The organism is Duganella sp. Leaf126 (assembly GCF_001423125.1).
Lineage (GTDB): Bacteria > Pseudomonadota > Gammaproteobacteria > Burkholderiales > Burkholderiaceae_D > Rugamonas.
The window spans coordinates 733,316-754,341 of sequence record NZ_LMNW01000012.1 but is presented as its reverse complement, the minus strand read 5'-3'; the positions used below and the strand labels follow the sequence as shown (position 1 = coordinate 754,341).

General features: G+C 62.4%; 25 protein-coding genes. 3 read left to right on the top strand and 22 right to left on the bottom strand.

The window, feature by feature from the left end; genetic code table 11:
* Window positions 1–203: 203 nt before the first annotated feature.
* On the bottom strand, window positions 204–839 hold the full coding sequence (locus ASF61_RS11090) for a hypothetical protein (RefSeq protein WP_056155313.1): 636 nt from the start codon (window positions 837–839) through the stop codon (window positions 204–206).
* Between the two features lie 212 nt (window positions 840–1,051).
* Here ASF61_RS11090 and ASF61_RS11085 point away from each other — a divergent pair, with 212 nt between their 5' ends.
* Genes ASF61_RS11085 through ASF61_RS11075 form a run of 3 tightly spaced genes read left to right on the top strand, consistent with a single transcriptional unit; the run spans window position 1,052 to window position 2,252 of the window.
* Window positions 1,052–1,261, top strand: coding sequence for a hypothetical protein (locus ASF61_RS11085; RefSeq protein ID WP_056155310.1), 210 nt, complete (start codon window positions 1,052–1,054; stop codon window positions 1,259–1,261).
* A gap of 57 nt (window positions 1,262–1,318) precedes the next feature.
* Window positions 1,319–1,759 (top strand): hypothetical protein, encoded by a 441-nt coding sequence (locus ASF61_RS11080; RefSeq protein ID WP_056155307.1) that lies wholly within the window; start codon window positions 1,319–1,321, stop codon window positions 1,757–1,759.
* Between the two features lies 1 nt (window position 1,760).
* A complete protein-coding gene (locus ASF61_RS11075) occupies window positions 1,761–2,252 on the top strand; it encodes a MucR family transcriptional regulator (protein WP_056155304.1) in 492 nt (163 codons plus the stop codon).
* Window positions 2,253–2,256: 4 nt separating this feature from the next.
* Here ASF61_RS11075 and ASF61_RS11070 read toward each other — a convergent pair whose 3' ends face one another.
* The 21 genes from ASF61_RS11070 to ASF61_RS10970 form a co-directional block, all read right to left on the bottom strand.
* Window positions 2,257–2,544: a hypothetical protein gene (locus ASF61_RS11070; protein WP_229205797.1), complete on the bottom strand. Its 288-nt coding sequence runs from the start codon at window positions 2,542–2,544 to the stop codon at window positions 2,257–2,259.
* Window positions 2,541–2,936 carry a hypothetical protein gene (locus tag ASF61_RS11065; RefSeq protein ID WP_056155302.1) on the bottom strand — a complete coding sequence of 132 codons (396 nt, stop codon included), beginning with the start codon at window positions 2,934–2,936 and terminating at the stop codon, window positions 2,541–2,543. Before ASF61_RS11065 ends, ASF61_RS11070 begins: the two co-directional genes overlap by 4 nt.
* The gene (locus ASF61_RS11060; RefSeq protein ID WP_056155299.1) at window positions 2,933–3,448 is read right to left on the bottom strand and encodes a glycoside hydrolase family 19 protein; all 516 of its coding nucleotides are present in this window, start codon (window positions 3,446–3,448) and stop codon (window positions 2,933–2,935) included. Before ASF61_RS11060 ends, ASF61_RS11065 begins: the two co-directional genes overlap by 4 nt.
* Complete coding sequence (locus ASF61_RS11055; protein WP_056155296.1) at window positions 3,445–3,687, bottom strand: hypothetical protein; 243 nt, start codon at window positions 3,685–3,687, stop codon at window positions 3,445–3,447. Before ASF61_RS11055 ends, ASF61_RS11060 begins: the two co-directional genes overlap by 4 nt.
* Before the next feature lie 2 nt (window positions 3,688–3,689).
* Complete coding sequence (locus ASF61_RS11050; protein WP_056155294.1) at window positions 3,690–4,019, bottom strand: hypothetical protein; 330 nt, start codon at window positions 4,017–4,019, stop codon at window positions 3,690–3,692.
* A 60-nt stretch (window positions 4,020–4,079) separates the two neighbouring features.
* Window positions 4,080–5,225, bottom strand: a complete 1,146-nt coding sequence (locus tag ASF61_RS11045) for a hypothetical protein (protein ID WP_056155292.1) — start codon at window positions 5,223–5,225, stop codon at window positions 4,080–4,082.
* Between the two features lie 2 nt (window positions 5,226–5,227).
* On the bottom strand, window positions 5,228–6,082 hold the full coding sequence (locus ASF61_RS11040) for a hypothetical protein (RefSeq protein WP_056155289.1): 855 nt from the start codon (window positions 6,080–6,082) through the stop codon (window positions 5,228–5,230).
* A complete protein-coding gene (locus tag ASF61_RS11035; protein ID WP_056155286.1) occupies window positions 6,079–6,771 on the bottom strand; it encodes a hypothetical protein in 693 nt (230 codons plus the stop codon). The genes ASF61_RS11040 and ASF61_RS11035 overlap by 4 nt, the downstream gene beginning before the upstream one ends.
* Entirely contained in the window at window positions 6,771–7,049 is a 279-nt protein-coding gene (locus ASF61_RS11030; protein ID WP_156369530.1) for a hypothetical protein, read from the bottom strand. The genes ASF61_RS11035 and ASF61_RS11030 overlap by 1 nt, the downstream gene beginning before the upstream one ends.
* A 29-nt stretch (window positions 7,050–7,078) precedes the next feature.
* A complete protein-coding gene (locus ASF61_RS11025; protein ID WP_056155281.1) occupies window positions 7,079–8,164 on the bottom strand; it encodes a hypothetical protein in 1,086 nt (361 codons plus the stop codon).
* On the bottom strand, window positions 8,161–9,627 hold the full coding sequence (locus tag ASF61_RS11020) for a hypothetical protein (RefSeq protein WP_056155277.1): 1,467 nt from the start codon (window positions 9,625–9,627) through the stop codon (window positions 8,161–8,163). The genes ASF61_RS11025 and ASF61_RS11020 overlap by 4 nt, the downstream gene beginning before the upstream one ends.
* Complete coding sequence (locus tag ASF61_RS11015; protein ID WP_082491451.1) at window positions 9,617–15,133, bottom strand: tape measure protein; 5,517 nt, start codon at window positions 15,131–15,133, stop codon at window positions 9,617–9,619. The genes ASF61_RS11020 and ASF61_RS11015 overlap by 11 nt, the downstream gene beginning before the upstream one ends.
* A 68-nt stretch (window positions 15,134–15,201) precedes the next feature.
* Window positions 15,202–15,444, bottom strand: coding sequence for a hypothetical protein (locus ASF61_RS11010; RefSeq protein ID WP_056155272.1), 243 nt, complete (start codon window positions 15,442–15,444; stop codon window positions 15,202–15,204).
* Window positions 15,445–15,533: 89 nt separating this feature from the next.
* Entirely contained in the window at window positions 15,534–15,992 is a 459-nt protein-coding gene (locus ASF61_RS11005) for a hypothetical protein (RefSeq protein WP_056155269.1), read from the bottom strand.
* A gap of 121 nt (window positions 15,993–16,113) precedes the next feature.
* The gene (locus tag ASF61_RS11000; RefSeq protein WP_056155266.1) at window positions 16,114–16,611 is read right to left on the bottom strand and encodes a BRO family protein; all 498 of its coding nucleotides are present in this window, start codon (window positions 16,609–16,611) and stop codon (window positions 16,114–16,116) included.
* A gap of 74 nt (window positions 16,612–16,685) precedes the next feature.
* On the bottom strand, window positions 16,686–17,870 hold the full coding sequence (locus ASF61_RS10995) for a phage tail tube protein (protein ID WP_156369529.1): 1,185 nt from the start codon (window positions 17,868–17,870) through the stop codon (window positions 16,686–16,688).
* A 65-nt stretch (window positions 17,871–17,935) separates the two neighbouring features.
* Window positions 17,936–18,358: a DUF4128 domain-containing protein gene (locus tag ASF61_RS10990; RefSeq protein ID WP_056155260.1), complete on the bottom strand. Its 423-nt coding sequence runs from the start codon at window positions 18,356–18,358 to the stop codon at window positions 17,936–17,938.
* Entirely contained in the window at window positions 18,355–18,753 is a 399-nt protein-coding gene (locus ASF61_RS10985; protein ID WP_056155258.1) for a hypothetical protein, read from the bottom strand. The genes ASF61_RS10990 and ASF61_RS10985 overlap by 4 nt, the downstream gene beginning before the upstream one ends.
* Complete coding sequence (locus ASF61_RS10980) at window positions 18,753–19,127, bottom strand: hypothetical protein (RefSeq protein ID WP_056155255.1); 375 nt, start codon at window positions 19,125–19,127, stop codon at window positions 18,753–18,755. Before ASF61_RS10980 ends, ASF61_RS10985 begins: the two co-directional genes overlap by 1 nt.
* Window positions 19,124–19,639 carry a DnaT-like ssDNA-binding protein gene (locus tag ASF61_RS10975; RefSeq protein ID WP_156369528.1) on the bottom strand — a complete coding sequence of 172 codons (516 nt, stop codon included), beginning with the start codon at window positions 19,637–19,639 and terminating at the stop codon, window positions 19,124–19,126. Before ASF61_RS10975 ends, ASF61_RS10980 begins: the two co-directional genes overlap by 4 nt.
* Window positions 19,640–19,647: 8 nt before the next feature.
* On the bottom strand, window positions 19,648–21,024 hold the full coding sequence (locus ASF61_RS10970; protein ID WP_056155249.1) for a hypothetical protein: 1,377 nt from the start codon (window positions 21,022–21,024) through the stop codon (window positions 19,648–19,650).
* Window positions 21,025–21,026: the final 2 nt, after the last annotated feature.

The window sequence follows — 21,026 nt, the reverse complement described above, 5'->3', positions numbered from 1 at the left end:
TCAGGAGCCTATGGCAGTGTCCCACAGGGGCTAAATCGCAAAACGCCCCCACAAACCACCAATGAATTGCACCAAATTACACCAGCGATTACACACAGCGTTTTTCTGAGCATCGAAACGAGGTGTAATTTTCGACGTAATTGCAGCCTTTATGAACATGAGGCCTACATAAATCAAGGGCTGGATTCGGACCGGCGCCAGCATCAGCGCTGAAACGATTTCTGTACGGACCGGACATATTCGGCCTGCTCTGGCGTCTGGGTATCGATCGCCATCAGCCAGCCCTGACGCAGCAATCGAGCGGGATGATTGATGGTCTCTGCCAACTGCTCGAATCCGGAGAGTTGAAATTTCTCTTCCCCCATGAAATCGAGCTCGCAGTCGAGCAGCCGGTAGTCGTGCTGGTCCCGGCGCAGCAGAGCACGGGTCGTGTGGCGCGCCAGCTGTTCGTGCATGACGCTGGAGACGCGAAGCTGACTATTTGACGAGTTGGCCCAACGGTTGTTCACCTGCCCCATCGGTAACTGCCTGCCCTGCTCGTAGAGGAAGCGCGCGCTGTAGCCGAGCGCGTGCGGCGGCAGCGCCAATTTGCAGAGCCAGGACTGGGCGGCATGCACCGGCCCGCGATCGCCGGGCGATACGTCGGCGCCGGCCAACACGAACTCATCGCCTTTGAACCACACCAAGCGCACGCCCAGCAGCTCAGCCAGGATGCTCTTGGTGCCAGGCGCGTACAGCCGCGCGACCCTCATCGGCCTGCGCTTGCCCTGATCTGTCACTTCCTGCACCAGCAATTCGAAGGGCGCGGGCGTGCCGCCCATGACCATGCCCTCGGTCATCAGCACACCATGGTCTCGCCGCCTTGCAACCCAGGCCCGCATTAAGCCCTCACAAAATACTGTACATTTAAACAGTGTACCAGGTACGCGCGTCCATGCGAACCGTACAAAATAGCTTGCACCGCATTTGATTCGTGTGTATGCTTCAATACATGGGATGCAGCAACGCAGACCACCGAACCAGCGGTTTCTGGCAGATCAAAGGAAAAATCATGAGCGCAGTCACCAACATGTTCGGCCGTATCAACGCAGCAGGTAACGTCAATGTTCTGCACATCGAAGACGGCTCGGCAATCACCCGCATGAAAGATATCGATGCATGGCCTGTCGGCAGCAGCCTGTCGGTGGACTGGGAGCATCCTGAGGGTATCGAGTTGACCATTGAGGATGCTGAGCGAATCGGCCTTATCATCGAAAAATAATTCACCATCGCAATCGCATGCAGCTCGGTTCGCCGGGCTATTTTTCATGGACGGACCATGTACAAAATATACCTACGCACACACGACCAGCAAGTCGATGGCGATTCAAAAACCACTACCAGCAACCAGGTGGCCGCTGCCGCCGCGTTTGCCGCCCTAGTGGCGCGCGCAGACCTTGATGGCCAGCGCGTGGCGGCGGTGCTGAGCCACAAAGCGCAGCGGCTTGCGTTCCACCGGTTCGATCGGCCCGAGGGAGAGAGTGACAACTGGCGGGGGCGGCTGGATGAAATCGAATGGCCAGAGCCGGTTGCCAGTCGGGGCGGCGCGCGCAGTGGTGCCGGCCGGAAAATACAGACCAGCGACGGCGGCCCTGTGGTGCGTAAGAATGTTTCCCTGGACGAGCGGACAGTGCGCGTGCTGACGGAGTTAGGCGGCGGCGAGTTGTCCGAAGGGATCCGGCGGGCAGCGCTGGCTATAGCGCCACCCAGCGAGGTATAGCATGAGGAGGAAATTCGAAAGCAGGTCCGAGGTCGATGCCTACATCGCAGGCGACACCATCGAGTGTCTTGAATGCGGCAGGCGCTTTGAATTTCTCGGGGCGCACCTCAAACGCATGCACGGAATCGACGCGGACGAATATCGCGAACAATGGGGCATCCCTGCCATGACGCCTTTGGCGGGCGCTGCTTACCGCGAGGCGGGTAGGCAGCGGCTTCTTGCGATGCAAAGGGACGGAGTTTTGACCTATGATCACTTGCCCAACGCTACCGCCAAGTCCAAGGTCTCGATTAGGGAGAAGGTAGGTGTCGCGAAGGCTGAGCATTCCGCCCTTGTTACAAAAATCCGCCCAGGCGATCACAGTAGGCTGCCGCCAGGCGCGAAGCGGGCTGACGGGCGCAATGCGGACCACAGGCGCCAATATCAGATCGATTATCGCAAGCGAAAGGCTGAAGAGCGCCGCCTCAAGGCCACCGCAAAAACCGAGGGCTGACAGCTCAGAGGCATCCGGCCAGCGCCGCCTCGAGCATGCCCTCATGCTTCCGCCCGACAGTCCAGTCTCGCGCCAGCGCCAGAACTTTAGCACCCGCCGGCGCGTCCAGCGGCAGCTTGTCGAACTCGTACAGCGGCGTAGCTGGCACGTCCGTCACGCACGGCACATGCACCGGCACCTCGACGATCTGCGTTGATGGCGGCGCTGTGCCGCAGCCGGCCAGCAACACGCAGGCGCTGAGAAAAACCGCAGGCGCAGCGAAAAGCTGCAGGTGGTGCAGGTGCAGTTTCATTTGACGTCCTTAAGCAGCTGGTTCACGTACGGCATGGCTTCGTCACAGGTGGTGGCGCGCGCTTTGGCCAGCTGGGCCTGTGCTGCATCGAGCCGGCGGCCAGCAGCGGCAGCGGCGGCCCGGGCGGCCGCGCCGCGTGCCTGCGCTTGGGAGGCAGAGCGCCGCATCGCCTCCACGGCCTGGTTCTGGACGCTGATCGAGGCGCGGAGCGCGGCGTTGGCGCCCAGCTCCGCTTTCAGATCGGCCTCCATCCTGTCGCGCGCGGCGGCCGCCAGCCACCAGCCCGTGCCGGCGCCGGTACCGACGACCAGCAGCAGGCCGGCCAGCAGCACGGCCGCCAGGCGCCAGATGCTGGCGACGACAGCGCCACCGGCAAGGTCCAGGGCACTCACGTCAGCACCTGCTGCGCCACGGCGAACAGGGCGAGGCGCTCGGTCAGCCCGTTGGTGCCGCCATTGACGCGGCGTGTCACGCGCACTTGATCACCAATATCGGCCAGCTCGTTGAGGCCGCGCGTCTTCCAGAACCACGCGGCCGATCGGCATGCATTGACCGGCTGCTCGAGCAACTCCGGCGCGCCGAGCAGATCCAGGCCAAGCGCAGCGCCACAGGCGACGTAGTTGGTGCGCCCCGTGATTTGGATGAGGCCGCGCCCACGGAATCGGCGGCCGTCACCGACCATCGTGTTCCCGAGGTCGCGACGGCCCTCGTACGCGTCGCCGCTGGCCAGCTCGCGGACGTACTGCAGCTGCCCAGACTCGTGAGCGATCTGCGACAGGAACGATGCTTGCCGGGCGGGGGTGTTGATGCCGAATTCGGCCATCGCAGCATTCAGCGGGCCGAGGAAGATTGCTGCGCGTGCGCGCGCATAGGGCATAATTTTGCTGAGCTGGTCGAGCGTCATGCTTCATTCTCCCGGCGGCTGCCCGCTACATACAGCGCGATCCCTACTGCAAACAGGCATTCGAACATGTCGCGTGCCGCGATACAGGAGGCGAACCCGGCGGCGCTGCCGGCCAGCAGCGCGACATGCGCGAACCGAATGCTGTTCGGCGTTTTCCTGGTCATCTTATTGAGAGAAATCGTGCTCATGTAGAACACGTATAAGCATGCGATTGCCTGGATGATGGGGGTCACGGACATAATCACTCCTTCGGGTCACTCAACCAGGGCAGCTTGATGTCGCGCAACCGGTCGATGAGGGTAAAGAAAACCGGCACAGCACGCATCGCGGCCAGGCCGGCAAAGAAAGCCACGGCCCGCTCCAGACTGGCTGGCAGGTCGAGGTAATGCAGCGCCACCGGCGTGGCCATGACCGCAACTGCGGTACCGGTGAGCACCGCAGTAACGGCCTGCGGCCGCGTCAACTCCTTTGCGTAGCTGAGCGACACGGCGGCGCCGAGGAACGAGAAAATCAGCACGCCATATTTAATGCCGGCGATGCTGTCCTCGGGATTGGGTGTTTGAAGTGGCATTTGTTGCCTTTCTATGGGCTTTTATTCCCGCCAGCGCGGGTTGTGATTGAATCGGTGAACCTACGCGACCTTGACGATGATCCGCGCGCGGCCATCGCTCTCGACAGCGATCACGCGGCCGATGGCGCGCAAGTATTGGTGCAGGGTCATATCAGCCTCGTCGACGGCCTGGCCGGCGATCTCGGTGCCAACCTGCATGGGCACGATGTACTGACCGGGCGTCGTGCCCTGCAGGTTCACGGGCACTTGGCCGGCGAATGCTATGCGGTCCACCGTCTGGCGAGCCTGCTCGAGCGCGGCGTCGAACGCCTGCTGCGAGACGAATGCGGCGGCCTGTGTGTTTGACCACTCCGCGTCCGCCTCACCGTCCTGGCGCGCCGGATCTTCTGGACGGGTACCGAGGTGCGCGGCCCAGTTGTCGCCGCCGACCATGCACGGGTTGCTGGATTTGACGGCGAACGCAACAGCCAGTTTCCATTTATCCGTAAGGTGGCCGCTCGCGTCGATGCCAACGATGGCGCCGGCTGCAAACGCGCCGCAGTCGGCTCGCTTGACCATATACTCGGCGTAGTCGGCGCCGACCGCGTTGAACGTGCCGGAGGAAACCGCGCCACGACCGGTGACTGTGTTCGACGTGATATTTAAAGCACAGCCAAGGCTCGATCCCGAGGGGCCAGCACTCACATAAAAATTCGCGCTGTTGGCCACGGCCATCTTCAACAAGCCTTGCGCCTCGGTGTTGGGTACCCCGGCGCGCAGCAAGCCACCCGCAGAAAAAGCGCCATCTACAGAAGCGTCACCATTACCCTGCAGGGTAAGCGGCGTGTTACCGGAAAACCCGGTGACCTCATCGGTAGCAACAAACGAAAGCGTGTAGCCCTGGCGGGAAATTTCTGGGCCGGAGGACGTGAGCACCTGCCACTGCCCGTCATATGCAATCCCTGGAATACCCCGGACAGCCAGACTCGCGACCAACCTGCGTTGCCGTGTAATAGGATCGGCGCCTCCATAGGGGCTAAAGAACGCGCTTGATGTGAAAGGCTGGCCCAGTCTGCCAACGTAAATCACGGCGTTGCTGGCTACCTCCCCGGTCAGGCTGCCGCCAGTCAGCGGCAGCGCGTTGTATGGACCGGCCTCGAACGCGCGGTTCATTGCATTGAGCTCTTCGTTGACGTTTTCCATCCCATCGAAAAATTTGTCGGCCATGGTCAGATACTTTCTATTTGTAGTGGAGTGGAATAGAGGCTGAAGCTCGGCGCGGTGATCGCGCTGAGGTTCACGAATCGCCCGTACAGCATGTGCGCCTGCTCTTTCAGCTTGTTGGTGTTTTCAGGGTAGAGGCTGGCCAGCACAGGCTTGACTGTCCCGCGCTCGTCCACAATGCGGGAGATGTATGCACGATCAGCTTCCGTCATAAAGCCCAGGTTGAGATCGAGAATCTTATGCTTCGTACCCACGTTGCTTTTCGCCTGGCCAGCGGCCGTTCGGTAGGCTTCGCTAGTGTCTACAGGAGTCACGCCAGCCCCGTAGTCGGGGTTGTGTTGAGGCGACCAGTAATTGCCGGCCACCAGACGCGATATCTCCAGATATCCACCAGAGCTTTGAGTTACTGCAACTTGAACAAACAGGCGTCGCACCCGCACTGGCGAGAACCAGGTAATCCCATGCGCACCACCACCGCGCGCCCATGTATTTACGCCGCCTGCGTGATAGGCATTCCATCCAAGCGGCATCGTACCCCACGGGAATGAACCATGCGGCGCCGCCGGGCACGGGAAAAAATCCCCGGTGTCGAGCACCGGTACCGTGTCGCCCGGCTGTGCGTAACCGCGCACGCGCATGCGGGCGCTGCTTGTCATGTTCGTGAAAATCAGCGCTACACATGCGATGGATTGCTGGGTGGGCCACACGGCGTCGATGCCTGCATACGTACCAGGTGCCCTGAACACGGCGGAGCGCTCGTCGCTCTGCATATTGGCCGGGCCGAGCGATCCGGCCTGGCCTGAGGCCGTCAGCACCGCGCGGTCAATAGCGTTGTCGTGCAAAATTCGTAGATTGTTCATGCGTATCCAGTGACGTCGATGATGAGGTGCTTCGCAACGCCGACACTCGTTGAAGAGGCTTGCTCGGGCTGACGTTCGCCGGGGGCGCCGTTGAAGGCGGCACCGAATATTTCGACCGTCGTCTCAATGCGAAGGCCGGTGCTTAGCGGGATGACCATGCTGCGCTCCGCCTGAATCGTTTTGGTCCCCTGGTTGTTCTGCGTGAATCCGCCAGTGATCAAACGGTAGTATTGATTGATCAGCACAGTGGCGTAGGTGCGGGTCACGTCAAGGCTGAAATCACCATGTCCATCCACGACACGGACAACTCGGATTGGTTTCTTAGAGGCGCAGAAAAGCAGATCACCCGATACCTCGTGAAACACCTGTAGGCCTGACGTCGCGTTCGAAGTGCTGATCGGCGCGAAAAAATAGCAGGTCACGATGGCGTTGTTGGGCACGTTCTCGCGGCCCTGATGCACCTCCAGCTTGCCGTCCGAAACCGACGCGACCGCAGATGGATAAGCGGACCGGATTGCCACGATCTCGCCGGGGTTGATCGGTGTGCGCCCGACACGTACGGATGTTGGGAATCCCTGTAGCGCCTCCGATACCACGACTACTTCAATCACGCGATCGAGCACGTAATTTTTGAAAACGCCGTCTATCTGAAAGTTGCCGGCGGAGTTGAAGCACTGGAAGCCCGGCATTAGTAGACTCCTAGCACAAGCTGACAAGGTGGCACTTCAGAGACGAAGTTGTAGCCCTGTCGTTGCCACGAAACCGTGTTGCCAGAGAACGTGACAACCGGCAGCGTAATTGCTGCATACCCCGAGATCCCGGTCCGGGTATCCATCACCGGAATCGCAAATGGGATGCCCTGATCCAGCCCCGCAACCACAGCCGAGCCGGTCATCGCGCTGGCATCGATAATGGCGATCTGGCGGCCCACTAAGGTCGATACATCCATCACCAGATCACCGGTCACGGAATCGAATGTTTGCAGACCTGACCCCATCACCACACCCCCATGCGCGCTACGAGACCACCCATTGGGTTGCCGGAATTCGGCCCGTAGGCCCGCACGCCGTTGCTATCGAACTCCGTCCGCTGCCCGGCTGCTTTGCTGCGCAGCAGCCCTATCGTGCCGGTGGCGGCCTGCAGCTCGCCGGCAAATGTTCCGGTGGCGGCTGCCAGATTGCCGCTGAATATCGCCGACCCGTTGACGATCGAGAGGCCTGGCGCGTACACGTCGCCGCTTCCGGTCAATTGAAAATACCTGCCCGTCAATGGATTGCCGAGAAGTAGCCCGTCCGCGCTCAGATGATAGCCGCCCTGAAGGTTTTGCGGCCACGTGTAGGTGCTGTGCGCGTAGCCCGGTCCGCCGTGCAGGACGGTGCCGGTGATGTCACCGGAAGTCATCCGGCCCAAGTTCGCCGTGAAGGCGTCGAGTGCGAATACTTTGAACGAATTCATGTACGGCGCGGCCCAACTTGTCACCCCGGTGTTGGGGTTATATGTGCCGTCGGATCGATAGAGGTTTTCGCCTGCTGCCAGGATCTGCGGCGAGCCCTCCCATACGGTGCCCTGCCCCCACATGTTGGGTGGCGGATAGGAGTTATCCCCTTCGGTGCTGATCGATGTGGGTGAATTCGATAGCGACGTCAGACTGGTCTTGCTGTAGCAGACGCGGGCCGAATTTCCTTTGACGCCTGGCGAACCTGGATCTCCGGGAGCACCCGGCTTACCGTCGTAGCCATCGAATACTTTGCTCACGGTCTGCGTGGCTGTGTAGGTAATTCCATCCACAGTGATCGTCGCGGTGACCGTCACGGTATTGCCGACCATGCCGGCGGCCGCCAGCACCACCGTGTTGCCGGACTGGCTCAGGACGCTTGCATTGCTGGCCGAGAACGCCACAGCGCCGCTCATATTTATCAGTCCGGCAGTGAACGTCACACTGCTGGGCGTGGTCAGGCCGGCCGTCGGCACGCGAAACAGCGAGGACGAGACAGCGAGCAGGAGCACTCGATCAACGGCCGCAGCGAACCGAGGCACGGTGTTCATAATCAGGTTGTCGCGTTCCCCTACGATTGCACTCATACCATCACTCCTACGGTTACGCGGCCGGTCATCCAGTTCCGCTGCAGCATCACCACCACGCCGGTCGCGCCGCCGGCCAGCCCCCAGCGCTGATCGCGCAGCACCACCGACGCGCCCAGCTCAAGCACGTCCAGCTCCGGCTCGCCGTCGAGTTCATAGATGGTGCGCGGCACGCTGCGCAGCGCCAGGCGGCGCCTGGCCTCGGCATTGGCATCGGCGCGCCGTTTCAGATAGGTTTCGATCTGCACCGGGTCGTCCGTCAGCCGGTACCGCGCCTGCACGGCCTCGTCCACAACTGTTTCCGTCAGCCACTCGGTCGCGTACAGGTCGGCGTGCTCCGCCGGAATGCCGGTGGTGAGCGCGGCCTGCACGGTGTAGTTGCGGTCGAATGCGATTTTCACCGCGGCCACCACCGGCAGACGCTCGGCCGGGCGTAGCGAATTGGCCAGCATCTGATCGGGACCGATCTCTACTGGCGCGCCGGGCGCCGGCAACGAGATCTGCACCAGTCGCAGCTTGCCGGTGGCCGACATGATCGCCTGTGCGCCCACGCTGGCGGCCAGCTGCTGGATCGCCAGCGCCTGGTTAGTCCGGTCGGCGACGTACAGGCCCACCGGCTGCTGGTGGGTGGCGTCGAACGCGGCGAGGTTGTCCAGGTCCAGATCGGCGTCGGTGAATCGATCGGCAGGTTTGCCGTAGGCTGTGGCAATCCGGCGCACCAACGGGGCGATGCGCGGCGCGTAGCCGGCACCGTTGTCGCCCTGCACGCTGCAGGTCACCGCGTTGGCCAGCGGGTTGATCTGCATCTTGAATCGTCCCGGTGCGCCCCCCTCGATGGGAACCGGCTTGCCGTTGGTCCGCACCTCGAACACCGATTCCACGGCGCCGAGGAATCCATATTCCAACGTAGCCGGATTGGTGAGCAGTGGCGACACGTTGTGGCATTCACCGAAAGGGATCGGCAAGACCGCGTCCTTGTTCGTCGACGTGCCGCCCAGTTTGTCCTCGCTGATCGGCGTGTTCAGGCGCTGCATTTTGTCGCGCAGCACCAGGTTCACGGTATCGCGGCTCGAACTGCCCACATCATCGACGATGCCGTCGAACACTAACCGGAAGTCGGCGCGCGGCCAGGCCGGGTCGCCGCGCCAGGCGCGGATGCGCCGGTTGCGCCACACGTCGCCCAACCAGCTGTCGACCGCGCCGTCGCCATTGTCCAGCTCGATGTCGCCGCCGGACAGCGCGGCCTCACCGGTCAGGCTGACCTGCTCGGTGAACGCCAGGCCGCCTTTGGCGAGCGCCCGGTACACGGTGTTGGCCGGCGTGTCGGCCGGTCTGGTCACATACTCGCGCGAGGCGATGTAGCGCGTCACCTCGGCGCCTGCCACATTCACCTGTGCCTCGATCAGCACCATGCGCACGGCGGCTGGATTTTTCAGCCAGGCCATGTATTGCTCATCGGTCATACGCATCCTTTTTCACTGTAGAGGCCCAGGCCGAAGCCTTGGCCGATTTCTCCACGCCCGCCACCACTGTTCCGGCGGCTTTCGCGTTCGATTCGGTGGTCGCCTTTACCACCGCGCTGATCTGCGCAGCCTGGTCGGAGCGCAGCGCTTTCACTTCCTCGCGCAGCGCCTTGACCTCGGCGACAAGGGCGTCCGATCCAGCATTCGACGCAGCCGAGTAGCGGCTGTAGTCGACCACCGGCGCGGCGCCGGCGACCGTGGCGGTCACCGCAGGCGCGTTGGTGAACTTCACGCCCTGGGCATCGGAGACCCCCATCGCCACCTGCAGTTGAGCAATGGCCTGCGCCACCGTCAGCACGCTGTCGTTGATGGTCACCAAACTCTTGACCTGCTTCTCCAGCGCGTCGTAGCTGGCCTGCTGCAGATTGACCTGCTCAGATGCCCATTTGGCCGCGTCTTGGTTGGCCGCGATCACGCGCGCGTAGTCCGCAGCATATTTGGCGTCGGACGCGTTGACCACCTGCGAGGCCGTGAGGAATGCCTGCTCCGCCGCCGACAGCCCGGACTGCGCTGTCGAATCGCCGGCGTTCGCCGCCGCCAGTGTCTTCTCGAATTGGGCCCGCGCCTCGGCGTATTTCTGCTCCGGCGTGAGGGTGGACTGGTTGCCCAGCGCAAGATTGCTGTTGAGGCCGTTGAGCGTCGTCACCCACGCTTTCGATTTCTCAATCGCGCTCTTGGCCGCTGTCGCTTCTTTGTCGTAGGCGCTGGCCAGCGCGTCCTTGGCCGACACAACAGCCTTCGCGGCTTGCACCTGGTCGAACAGCGCCTTATTTACGTCGGCGATGCCGGCGCGCTGGATTGCCAGCAGCCCTGCGTCGCTCTTCGTCAACTCGTTCAACTGCTGTTGCAAATCGCGGTGCTCGCTGGCGATCTCACTGGCGGTCTTCGCTACCGCAGCAAAATCCCCTGTCACAGCGGCAAGCTCGGCGGCGTAATCCGCAGCCTGCTTAAATGGCTCCGCGATGGCGATCAGTTGGGCATACATCGCTTGGCCGGCAGCCGTGTTCAGATCCTGCGCCAGCACGAGCGCCTTGAACTGCTCGGTAGTGGTCACGCCGGACTGCCCGAGCGAGGTCATCGCGACGCGGACCGATTTCGTAATCGGTGCCATACGCTCTGCCTCGCTGAGGAAGTTCTGCGCGAAGTACGCGGTACCCGAAGTCAGTTTTTCCAGCCCTCCCGCTGCCGCGATCAGATCCTGGCTGAGCTGCACCGCACTGAGGCCGGTCGCGTTGAACGACTTGCCCAGCACGGCCAGAACATCATTGACCTGCATCTGTTCATTGGCGACCCGCACCAGCGTTTCGAGATAGCCCTCCCCCACTTTTTGAAAGTTCGCAATGCCGGCCACACTCCAACGGGCCATGTCGTCGCCCAATTTTGAGAAGGCTGTCTCCAGCGCCTTCTGCTGCTCTTCGCCGGTCAGGTCTTTCAAACTGATCTTGCCAAGATCAACTACGAAGGAATTGAGCTTTGCATTGAATGCGGCGCCGTCCACGCCCAGGATGCCGGCTGCACTTCGAATGGTGTCACCCATCCCGGTGATGATCATGGTGAACTGATCATTCATCTCATCAGACAACGAAGCCAGCTTGGTATCGCTTTTGTTGCTGTAGGTGTAGCCGAACGCTTTCTTCTTCGTCTGCACATCGGCGTAGGCCTGCGCAGTGAAGCCGAGATCGTTGATCTGGCCCAGGGACATCGCCTTGCCGGTAATACCCTGGTCGGTGATAGAAGTCGTGGTGCCGAACAGCTTGCCCAGCTGCTTGCCGAGCACCGTGCCGAGCACGGCGCCGATGGCGAGACCGAGTGGGCCACCCACGGCGAGCAGGGAGGTGGACATGAACCCGCCCATGCCAACGTACGCGCCGAGCGCGGCGCCGCCCAGGCCGCCGGCCGCCATACCAGCAGCAGTGCCCAGGTTGCCGCCCGGGGTCGTCGTTCCAGTCTGAACGCCCGCCGCAGCACCGCCACCAGCCGCGACGACGCCAGCGCGTGCCAACAGGCCAGCAAGGTTGCCGATGCTCGACACCATCTGTTTCAAAGACAGGTCCATCGAGATCGTGTGTGCCAGACCGAGGCCGGAATTTTTTTCCATGATGGCCAGGCTGTGCGCGATCGAGTCCGACTTTGCATTGCTGTCGCCCAGAATAGAGCCCGTGCCGTTCGCTGCCTGCCGCTGCTGCGAAACGCTGGCCCCGCCACCGACGCCGCCGAACATCTTGGCGCCGACTGCCACGACGGCAGCCAGCGTCGCAGCGCCGGCCGCCAGGTTCAGCGGAAACGGCAGCGACGCCATGGCCTTGACCACGGCCGTAATGCCCCAAGCGCTCGCCTCGGTCGCGGCCAGTCCGGTAGATGCCGCGGTGGTTGCGGCCTCGCCCGTGAGCTTGGTCGCGTTCAGTGCCACATTGGCCGCCACCTCCCCCTCTTTGAAGAAGATCTTTTTGACCATCGACTCGAGAGCCATGGCCATTTCGTAGGCTCGGAAGGCCCGCTCGGTCGTCTCCATCAGCTTGTAACCCTTGGAATTCTCTTTGAAGAATCCCTTCGAGGCCGCAGCCATGTCACCGTAGGATTTGATCTGCGCCTGAGCCGAAGCATGCGAGGCGGCGATCTCCGCCTTGGCGATCTTGTCAGCGCTGCTCTTCGGGTCCGCCTTCACCGCCGCCAGCTGCGCGGACACGGCCTGCTGCTGAACGGCGTATTCCGTCAGCGCAGTCGTCAGCCCGCCGATGGCCGACCCGACCGCTCCGAACGATGAGGCCATTCCCTGCGCGGCCGACTTGGCCGCGTTATCCACTGCGACCAGGATCTCCAGCAGCTCCTTGGCTTTGGCCACGTCGGTGCTGGTGTCCAGAGCCTCGCTGACCTTCTGGACGGCCGACAGGCGTGCGTATGCCGCGATCTTGGCATCGATTGCTGCAACAGCCTTTTCACTTCCCTCGAAGACGGAGACCGTCGCCTTTTCCGCTTCCAGTTGGGCGATGGTCGCTGCGCTAATGGCCGACGGCAGTTTCCCGTAGCTGGCAATTTGCAGCTCCGTGGCCGCGATCTGATTGTTGATCGCGACCAGCTCTTTAGCGTTGGCCGCCTCAGCATCGCGTGTCGGCTTGTCCCGATCGTATTCGTACGCGACACGCAGCTGCTTTTCTGCAACCAGTGACGCCCGTAGCGCCTCAGTGCGGTCCGCGCTCAGCTTCTTGATTTTTGCATCGTTCGCGATCCGCTCCGCGACATCCTTGCCGCCGTAAGCCGCCAGTGCAGCAATCTCGGCGCTGAGCACTTGACCCGCATCTTCGCCGGCGCGAACCGCCGCCGAGCGCTTCGCTTCGTACACCTCGTAGTCCGACGCCAGGCCCTGCCGCTGCAACTCGGTGATCGCTGCCACGCCTTCGGCTCGAATGCTTTTTTCGCGCTCAACACCGGATTTGATTGCCTCCAAACGTGCCTCCACCTGTGCTTTGCTCGATGCGGCGAAGTCCTTGCCAGCGTCAGATGCCTTCCAAGTTTCGGTGGCCAACTTCGAAACCAGTTCGATGTATTCTTTCTCAGGAATGGCGTTGGCTTCACGGGCCGCTTGAAGTGCTTTCAGATCGTCGAGGTATTGCTTATTAACGCCGGTCAAGCGCTGTCGCACAGCCTCGAGCGCTTTCGCCTCAGGCCCGAAGGCTGCAGCCGCGTCACCGGTGGAATCACGTTTCTGCATTTTGTCGGTGAGTTCGCCGATCTGCTTCAACACCTTCACGCGGTCAAACAGAGCATCTGTTTCGCTCTTGCCTTTGCCCGGAGCATAGTCGCCGGCACGCTGGTTGATGTCGTTGAGTAATGCGGATGCCTTGGCCAGCTGGTCGATGATCGGCAGGTCTTTTTCAGCTTTGTCTTTCGGCACACCCAGCTTTTGCAGTTGAATCAATTTTTCGTTCTTGGCGATCTGCTCGTCCAGGCCTTTCACGATACGTGCGTGCGCCTCGTCGAATGATTCCGCGACGGCGGCATTCGATTCCTTTGCGCGATTCGACCAGACCATCCACGCAGTGGCAGCCAGACCGAGTATCGTCACGATGGCGCCGATCGGCCCACCCAATGCACCAACAGCGCGCCCAAGCAACCCCACCGACGAAACACCAACACCATTTGCCGCATTCAACGCGTTTTGCGCAGCGGTCTGCGCGGCAGTTGCGGCTGTGATTTGCGCTGATGCGGCGATTTTTGCCCGGTCTAGCGCGGCCGATTCCGTCAGCAAAGCAGCCCGCATGGTCTCAGCGACAGCGAGATCGCGAGTAGCGTCACGCAGTACGCGAAGAGCGTAACTTTGCGCCCCCGCCGCACTCGCCGCCGCAACAGCAGCCTGCGCTCCAGCGAGCGTGGCATTCGCGGCACGAAGTTGGGCGACAACGGCCTCCTGCGTGGCAACCAGAGCCAGACGACCAGCTTGCGCACGTGCAAGCGTGGCGGCAGCCTGGGCGCTTTCTGCTTCTGCGGCCGCAATTGCCGAAGCGCGCAAGGCATTCTCGGCCGCAACCTGGGCGTAAGCAGCGGTAATACGTTCGTAAGTCTTTGCGATCCAGCTTGTGAGCCAGTTCACGACATTGACTGCCACTAAAGTGCCGATCACCCCGGCCAGCAAGGTCAGGTTGCTGGCCAGCGCCTCGATGCCGGTCACCAAGAGCGACACGAAGCCGCTGGCCTGGGCCTGCACGCCCACGAACTCCATGAGGTTGTTCTTGAGGACCGTGAACGCGCCGCCAATGGTCTGCACCTGCTTGGCTTCCTCGCGCAGTTGCTCAAGCGCGCCGGGCAGCACCTCGGCCATAATTTTGGACGTAATTTGGCCCTCGGCAGCCATTGCGCGCAGTGCGCCCACCGGAATCCCCAGGCCGTCCGCCAGCGCCTTCATTAGGCGAGGTGCGGCCTCGTTCACGGAATTGAATTCTTCGCCGCGCAGCGCGCCCTGCGCGAAGGCCTGCGACAACTGCAGCTGGGCCGATGCCGACTCCATCGCGGTGGCGCCAGACACTTTCAAAGCCAGGTTGACGGTTTCCGTGATGGCGGCCACCTGCTTCTGCTGCACGCCCAGCTCGCGCGTGCCGTTGGAGATACGCGCGTACAGCATACCGGTGGCGGCCAGGTCTTGCTGGGCGGTCGTTGCGATCCGGCGCACGTCTTCAAGCGCTTGGGCGTGCTCGCGCGCGGACTGGGTAGCGAGTTTCAACTGCGCGTTGTATTTGGTGTATTCGTCTGCCAGGTGGATGATGGCGCTGATACCAGCGCCCAGGCCCAGCATCGCCAATGCACCGGTCAGCTTGCGCGTCGCATCTTCAAGGATCGCAGTCTGCTTCTCGGCGCGGCCGCCAGCCTCGCGCATGCGGTCCATGTCCTGCGCAGCAGTCTGCGCTGCAGACGAGTCGATTCGGATTGCGAGGGTAGCGACATCAACGGTCATGGGAGGCCCAATAAAAAATGCCGCCTCGAAGGCGGCTTGTAATTCGGTGCGGGCAGCGTGTGGCCGCCCTACTCGCCGGCTAAGAAAACCTGGTCAAGCGCGTCGATGCATTCGCCTTCAAACGGCGACAGGCGGATGCCGTGCCGCCGTTCCCAGGCCATCACCTGCTCGTCGCTGATCGGATTCGGCGCCATGGCGCCGCAGGTCCGCTTCGAACTCATCTGGCAGAAGTACTCCCAGACGTGCTCGAGCTCGATCGGAATCGCCGGGACATCGAGTTGCGGCGGCACGATGCCGGTCTGCTCGAGCACGCGCTCGAGGTGCCAGCGCAGGGTTTTGCCGTCCTTCTGCTTGGCGGCCAGCTTGAGCGACGCCTGCGCATGCTCAAGTAGTTGCCGCTTTAGATCGCCAAAAAATTGGCATCAGCTTCCAGCGCGGTCAGGATCTTGTCTTGCCAGGTTGGCTGCGCATCGAAGCAGAGGTTGAGGAAGCCCTCCGTCAGCTCGACGGGCTGGCCGTTCGACACGAAGCCCGGAGCGCCGACGACCACGGCGATGGCAATCTTGCGGTTGCGCGATTCGGACAGGTCGTACACGGCGCCGGCGCCGGCATCGGTCTTGGCGTCGATCTGCTCTTTCTTGGTCTGGCTGCGTTTGATCGCGGTGACGGAGGTGGCGCGCACCACGTCGCGATACTGGACCGAGTTCTTGCCGACAATGTCGAAGCCGGCCAGCATGTTGCCGTCATCGTCGTGAGCGACTTCGACGGTGTGGGTCTTGGCGATCTTTTCGGGGCTGGCCAGCAGGGCCACGTCAAAGCCAGCGGTTGCGAGTTTTACTGCGTTGTTGATGGTGTTCATGGGTAATGCCTTTCGTCGGATGAATAGGTGCCGGTGCCGGCCGCTGCGCCGACGAAGGCGACAGCGTCCGGTCCGTACTGGGGGTGGCTTGCGCCAAAAAGAAACCCGGCGCGTGGCCGGGTCAGTTGAGAAGAGATGGTTGAATCTGATCGCTGAGTGCTTTGAGTTTTTCCGCCAGTGGCGGCTTGCGTTTTCTGTGTTCACTCAAACCTTTGCCGCACATACTGGCAAACTTGTCCTGCGCATCAACGGCGGCCTTTGCGTCGAACCATGCAAACATCAGCGACTTGCCTGGCGCGCACTGGGCCTCCAGTTGATCGAGCACCCACGCACGAAACTCGGCGCCTTTTTTGGTCCTGGCAAACATGCCAATCAGGTGCGCACCTCGCAGACTAAAAATTCGTACTTCTGCCGTGATCCCCGAGAACCCCGAAACGGGGGTCTCGATGAGATCGGTCATTGAGGTGCGAAATTCGTTGGCGTGCAGCTGATAGATGCGCGACACTTTGTCGCTGCGGCTGTAGCCCAGCGCCGCTGCAATATCAACCGCCGTGAGCCATGCCTGTCCGTTGCGCTCGATGACGCGCAACTTGCGACCATCGAAAATAAGTTCATTCATCTGATACCTTTCTGCTATTGCCCATCGGGCATTGATAAGCCGGCACGTGGCCGGCTCGAATTCGATATTGCGAATTAAGAAAGCGTTGTGTCTTGCAAAAGAATCGTCGAGCGACCGGCGCCGGTACCGGCAGCATTCGGGCCGGCCGTGTAGTCGTATTGACGGATGATTTCCTTGTCGCCCGACTCGCCGCCGCCGAACACTTTCACGTATGGCATGGCGATGACGAACGCACCGCCGATACCGTCGTCGAGGCGGTTAATCAACGAGATCGACTGCTCCTGGTCGAAGTAGTCATCCATCTCGCCGTTCTCGTAGTACACGCTGATCTGGCCGGTGACGTCGATCATGTCCATGAACACGTCCGGCGTCACATTGGAGCCGACGACCTTGCCCACCGACGCGTTGCCGTTGATGTCGAGCGTGAAGTTCGTGCAGACCTTGGTGGCTTTGCCGTTGATGATGGCCAGGCCCGAAGGCGTTACCAGCATGTCGCCACCACCAGGCGCGGCCGGGTTGGTGAAGTATGCGGCGGTCGCCTTTTGGCGGTCCTGGCCCATGTAGGCGATCTCGGCAGACACCTTGTCGTCGGCTGCCAGGCCGATGTTCACCGAGGCCACGCGCTGGCCAGTGAAGCGGTACGACTCGCCCACCGCGCTGTACCATTTCTCGATGGTGTAGCTGTCGTTGGTATGACCGCTCTCGGGGATGAAGGTAACTTTGCCGGGCACGGTCAGGCCGATCGATGCGGAACTGGCGGCCGCCACGACGGTTTCGGCGACAGTGATCTCGGTAGCGGTGAGCGCGATGATCGTGTACAGCTTGCCGTTATTCGAAGTGGCGCCAGCGGTGAAGCCGGTGAATTTGACCAGCATGCCGAGGGCCAGGCCGTCGGCGATCCATGAGCCTGCGGATCGCACGAAGTGCGGCGCCGCGGCAGAGGCCGTCACGGTCAGGTTGTTGAGCGGAGCCACCGCCGTCCAGTCGCGGCGCACGACCGACGCCAGCTCGGAATCGATCAGGCCCAGGGCCAGCTCGACGCCGATGTTGCCGTCCACCGTGCGGCCGCCGTGGCGCGCCATCGGGCGCTGCGCATTGGTCTGAATCGCGGCCGACTGGATTTTGTTCTTCTTCAGCGCGATGCTGTCGCTGACCTTACGGAACTCGCGCGCGCCGGCGGCGCCGGGCAATACGCCGAAGGAATTCGGGCCTTCCTTCTTGCGAATCACCTTTGTCAGGACTTGGGTTTGAATAGCCATGGTGTAACCTTTCGGACGAAAAAAAAGCGCCCGAAGGCGCTGGTGGATGTTGCTGTGTACTGGGTTTAGCTGAAATCGTCAGCCGAATATTTGATGGTGATGGGCGTCATCCAGAAGCCATTGCCGTCGGGCCGCGACTGGGCGATAGATGGCGTCTGCATGATGCGCACGTTGAGGCCCTGTTTCGTCAGCACGGTCGGGCAGCGGAACAGCACTTCGATGGCCTTGGCCAGGTCGTCCGCGTCGCCCGTGCCGTCGTTCTCTGGCAGGAACACGCCCACCTGGTACATGCCGTGGTATCGGCGGTGCTGCGCGCCCTGGCTCGGGTCGTGCGTATCGCCCGGCAGCAGGTCGGCGCGCAGGTGGCGCTCGCCCACCGTCGGGGTCTTGCCGCGATTCTCAAGGAATACGGGGATAGGCGGCACCTGCGCAGCGGCCCAGCCCTTGAGGCGGCCTTCGAGCGCGGACCGGATAATTTTGTTGCTCATTGCAGGCCTCGTACGTAGTTTTCCAGCGCCGCTGGCAGGTTGGCCAGCGTGACGCGGACCATGCCGCTTGGCGCCTGCTGGCTGTAGCCGTATTCCAGTTTGCCGGCATAAGGCAGGTTGTTGACGACCCACACCTCCCCGCCGGGTTTTATTCCAACGGTCTGGCCAGCGATGCGCGCGATAGCAGCGGCGCCGGAAGTGTCGAGCGTGGGCAATACGCCCTGCGGCAGCACCTTGCCAAATTGCCAGTTGCCGCGGAAGCGGCCCGTGTCAACGGGGCTGCCCATCACCACGCCCTGCGCCACCAGGACAACGGCCATGCGGTGCGCCTTGTCGATGTTGCCGCCGGCGTGGCGAATGAAGCTAGTCAGGTCAGCGCTGAATGATCCGGCCATCAGTTACCTCGCAGCTGCAGGGTGAACAGAATCGCTATGTCGATCGGCTCGAGCTTGGCGACGTTGTGGATGGCGTAGCGGACCCCACCAATCAGAACCAGGTCGCCGGCAGTCGGTTCCGGCAGCGGCTGGCCGTTCAGCTGCAGCGGCGAGAGCAGCAGCTCCTGGTCGCCGGACTGGATCAGCGTGCCATCGATGCGGTCAGCGCTGTAGTTCAGCTTGACGCCGAAGGCCGTATATTCCGTGATCGTCTGCTCGGGCTTGCCGGTGTCCGGGTCGTCGTCACCAAGCACGATCCGGCGCAGTGTGACCGTGCCACCCTTCTTGCGCAGCTTGACGTCTGTCTCGCGTGCCTTCTTGGCGTAGCCGTTCATCCCCGCACCAGCTTGATCATGCCAGCGCCGCCAGACGCGCCGAAAAACGGCGCCAGCGCGGCGTCGACGGCGACGAACCGGAATGCGGCATCGGTGTTGTTTTCGAAGTATTCGGTTTCTAAGGGGCCGGTCTTGTCCCGCTTGACCTGGTTGTTGCCGACTTCGAGGTCAGGCAGCAGCTGCTCGCCGCGCCCTGCTCGCGCCGCCAGGTCAATGCACGCGCTCACGACTTCGCGTGGCACAACATCGCTGCGCACCGGCCATTCGTCAACGCACACACCGTAGCGCGGCCAATCCAGCGCCTGCGCTTGATGCACGCGGCGGCCGGCCCAGCGCAGCCGGTAGTTTGCGGCCATGAAGCGCGTCGCGTTGCGCAGCGCGATTTCCTTCGCGGCCTGGTCCAGTGGCGACCAGTCGGCCACACCAAGAGCTTCGAGCTGTCGATCAGCCTGCTCCACGCTGGCGTAGCTGTCAGCATCCGGCAGGCCGGCGCCGGTTTCAAGATTAAGCATGACCGTCCCTATTTCGTCGCCGCCAGATACTCGGCCTCTGTGATTTTCTTTAACGTTGCCCTCAACACTCCGCCCGCCCCCGGAAACTTCCATGCCACCAACTCCATCCAGCCGCCGGGAGGCCACGTGAACGCTACCGGCGCGCCATCGAGTGGAACGATTACGAGATCGGGCGCCACGCCGCCGCCGGCCTTCTGGCCGTGGACAACCATCTTGAGGCGCGCGCCGCAGTCGGAAGCCGTGGCGAGCTGCAGGTAATCGCCAGCCTGCGGCTTGTAGCGCTGGACGCGCAGGCCGGTACCGTCGCTGTTCTTGACGCTGACCAGCGTCGTATTGGCATCAAACCGCAGGCCCTGCGCCAGGGTGTCGTACAGCCCGCGTGCCACGGCGCCGGTCTTCTCGTGCTTCCACGGACCGCGCAGCGAAAGGATGCTATCCTCCGCCACCCCGTCCTCTTCGCCGGCGATGAACCCGTCCTGCGACATCACCTGGCGCAGATGCGCACGGATCAGTTCCAGCTCGTTGGCCATGTCGGTATCCCATGCGAGCGGCGACATCTTCCAGCCCGAGCCATTCTCCACGTAGATCACGAAGGGCGTGAATTCGTTGCGGTCGACGACACGGGCGCCGAAGACCTTGAGCGTCTCGGCCACCTTCTGGAGCAGCGGCCAGCGCGCCAGGCGCGCGGTGTCGTAGCTGGCCGGCAGCATGATCAGCGCGCCTTCGGGGATCTGGCCGGTATTGACTTGCGGGTTATAGTCCGACGAGGTGGCTGGCGGGATGAACGCCGGCGACGCGGACAGGCCAGTCTGGTCCAGCGAGCAAGCCAGCGCGTGCTCGAACATCGCTTTGCCATCGTTCACTTCGTGCGTGCGAATCATGCCAGCCGAGGCCGGCACGCCGGTTGCGCGGGCGCCTTGCGAGTAGTGTGCGGCGTCTCCGAAGCCAGTACCCTGCAGGGGCGCCCAGCCATACTGGCGCGCCGTGAAGCGCCCGGTGCTGTCGCTCTTGAGCTGCCAGAACGAATGGATCACACCGGCCTCCTCGTCGATGATGTCGCAGTGGCCATCCGAGCCGGTAGCGCCGACGGCGCCCGCCGGCCAATGCGGGATGGTGATCGCTGACTTCCACTCATCGGCGTCCGAGTCGAACACACCAGCTTGCCCGGACTGCGGGTAGACGGTCTGCGCCGGGTCGGTCGGCAGGGCCTGGTACACCCCGCTCGACCAGGCGCCGGCGGCGACCGAGGGATAGCATTTTGCAGTGCTACCCCTGGGCTTGAAGCACGGCGGGATCACCCACGTGTCCAGCACCGGATTGATGGGCCGGCTGTTCCACAGCGAATCAGCCGCAAACGGCCGGAAGAAAGTCCCGTATTTGCGCATAT

Bases quoted from the DNA above. Each gene is read 5' to 3' on its own strand.
- ASF61_RS11090 (WP_056155313.1), bottom strand. From the start codon at position 839: ATGACCGAGGGCATGGTCATGGGCGGCACGCCCGCGCCCTTCGAATTG.
- ASF61_RS11085 (WP_056155310.1), top strand. From the start codon at position 1,052: ATGAGCGCAGTCACCAACATGTTCGGCCGTATCAACGCAGCAGGTAAC.
- ASF61_RS11080 (WP_056155307.1), top strand. From the start codon at position 1,319: ATGTACAAAATATACCTACGCACACACGACCAGCAAGTCGATGGCGAT.
- ASF61_RS11075 (WP_056155304.1), top strand. From the start codon at position 1,761: ATGAGGAGGAAATTCGAAAGCAGGTCCGAGGTCGATGCCTACATCGCA.
- ASF61_RS11070 (WP_229205797.1), bottom strand. From the start codon at position 2,544: ATGAAACTGCACCTGCACCACCTGCAGCTTTTCGCTGCGCCTGCGGTT.
- ASF61_RS11060 (WP_056155299.1), bottom strand. From the start codon at position 3,448: ATGACGCTCGACCAGCTCAGCAAAATTATGCCCTATGCGCGCGCACGC.
- ASF61_RS11055 (WP_056155296.1), bottom strand. From the start codon at position 3,687: ATGTCCGTGACCCCCATCATCCAGGCAATCGCATGCTTATACGTGTTC.
- ASF61_RS11050 (WP_056155294.1), bottom strand. From the start codon at position 4,019: ATGCCACTTCAAACACCCAATCCCGAGGACAGCATCGCCGGCATTAAA.
- ASF61_RS11045 (WP_056155292.1), bottom strand. From the start codon at position 5,225: ATGGCCGACAAATTTTTCGATGGGATGGAAAACGTCAACGAAGAGCTC.
- ASF61_RS11040 (WP_056155289.1), bottom strand. From the start codon at position 6,082: ATGAACAATCTACGAATTTTGCACGACAACGCTATTGACCGCGCGGTG.
- ASF61_RS11035 (WP_056155286.1), bottom strand. From the start codon at position 6,771: ATGCCGGGCTTCCAGTGCTTCAACTCCGCCGGCAACTTTCAGATAGAC.
- ASF61_RS11025 (WP_056155281.1), bottom strand. From the start codon at position 8,164: ATGAGTGCAATCGTAGGGGAACGCGACAACCTGATTATGAACACCGTG.
- ASF61_RS11020 (WP_056155277.1), bottom strand. From the start codon at position 9,627: ATGACCGATGAGCAATACATGGCCTGGCTGAAAAATCCAGCCGCCGTG.
- ASF61_RS11015 (WP_082491451.1), bottom strand. From the start codon at position 15,133: ATGACCGTTGATGTCGCTACCCTCGCAATCCGAATCGACTCGTCTGCA.
- ASF61_RS11005 (WP_056155269.1), bottom strand. From the start codon at position 15,992: ATGAACACCATCAACAACGCAGTAAAACTCGCAACCGCTGGCTTTGAC.
- ASF61_RS11000 (WP_056155266.1), bottom strand. From the start codon at position 16,611: ATGAATGAACTTATTTTCGATGGTCGCAAGTTGCGCGTCATCGAGCGC.
- ASF61_RS10995 (WP_156369529.1), bottom strand. From the start codon at position 17,870: ATGGCTATTCAAACCCAAGTCCTGACAAAGGTGATTCGCAAGAAGGAA.
- ASF61_RS10990 (WP_056155260.1), bottom strand. From the start codon at position 18,358: ATGAGCAACAAAATTATCCGGTCCGCGCTCGAAGGCCGCCTCAAGGGC.
- ASF61_RS10985 (WP_056155258.1), bottom strand. From the start codon at position 18,753: ATGGCCGGATCATTCAGCGCTGACCTGACTAGCTTCATTCGCCACGCC.
- ASF61_RS10980 (WP_056155255.1), bottom strand. From the start codon at position 19,127: ATGAACGGCTACGCCAAGAAGGCACGCGAGACAGACGTCAAGCTGCGC.
- ASF61_RS10975 (WP_156369528.1), bottom strand. From the start codon at position 19,639: ATGCTTAATCTTGAAACCGGCGCCGGCCTGCCGGATGCTGACAGCTAC.
- ASF61_RS10970 (WP_056155249.1), bottom strand. From the start codon at position 21,024: ATGCGCAAATACGGGACTTTCTTCCGGCCGTTTGCGGCTGATTCGCTG.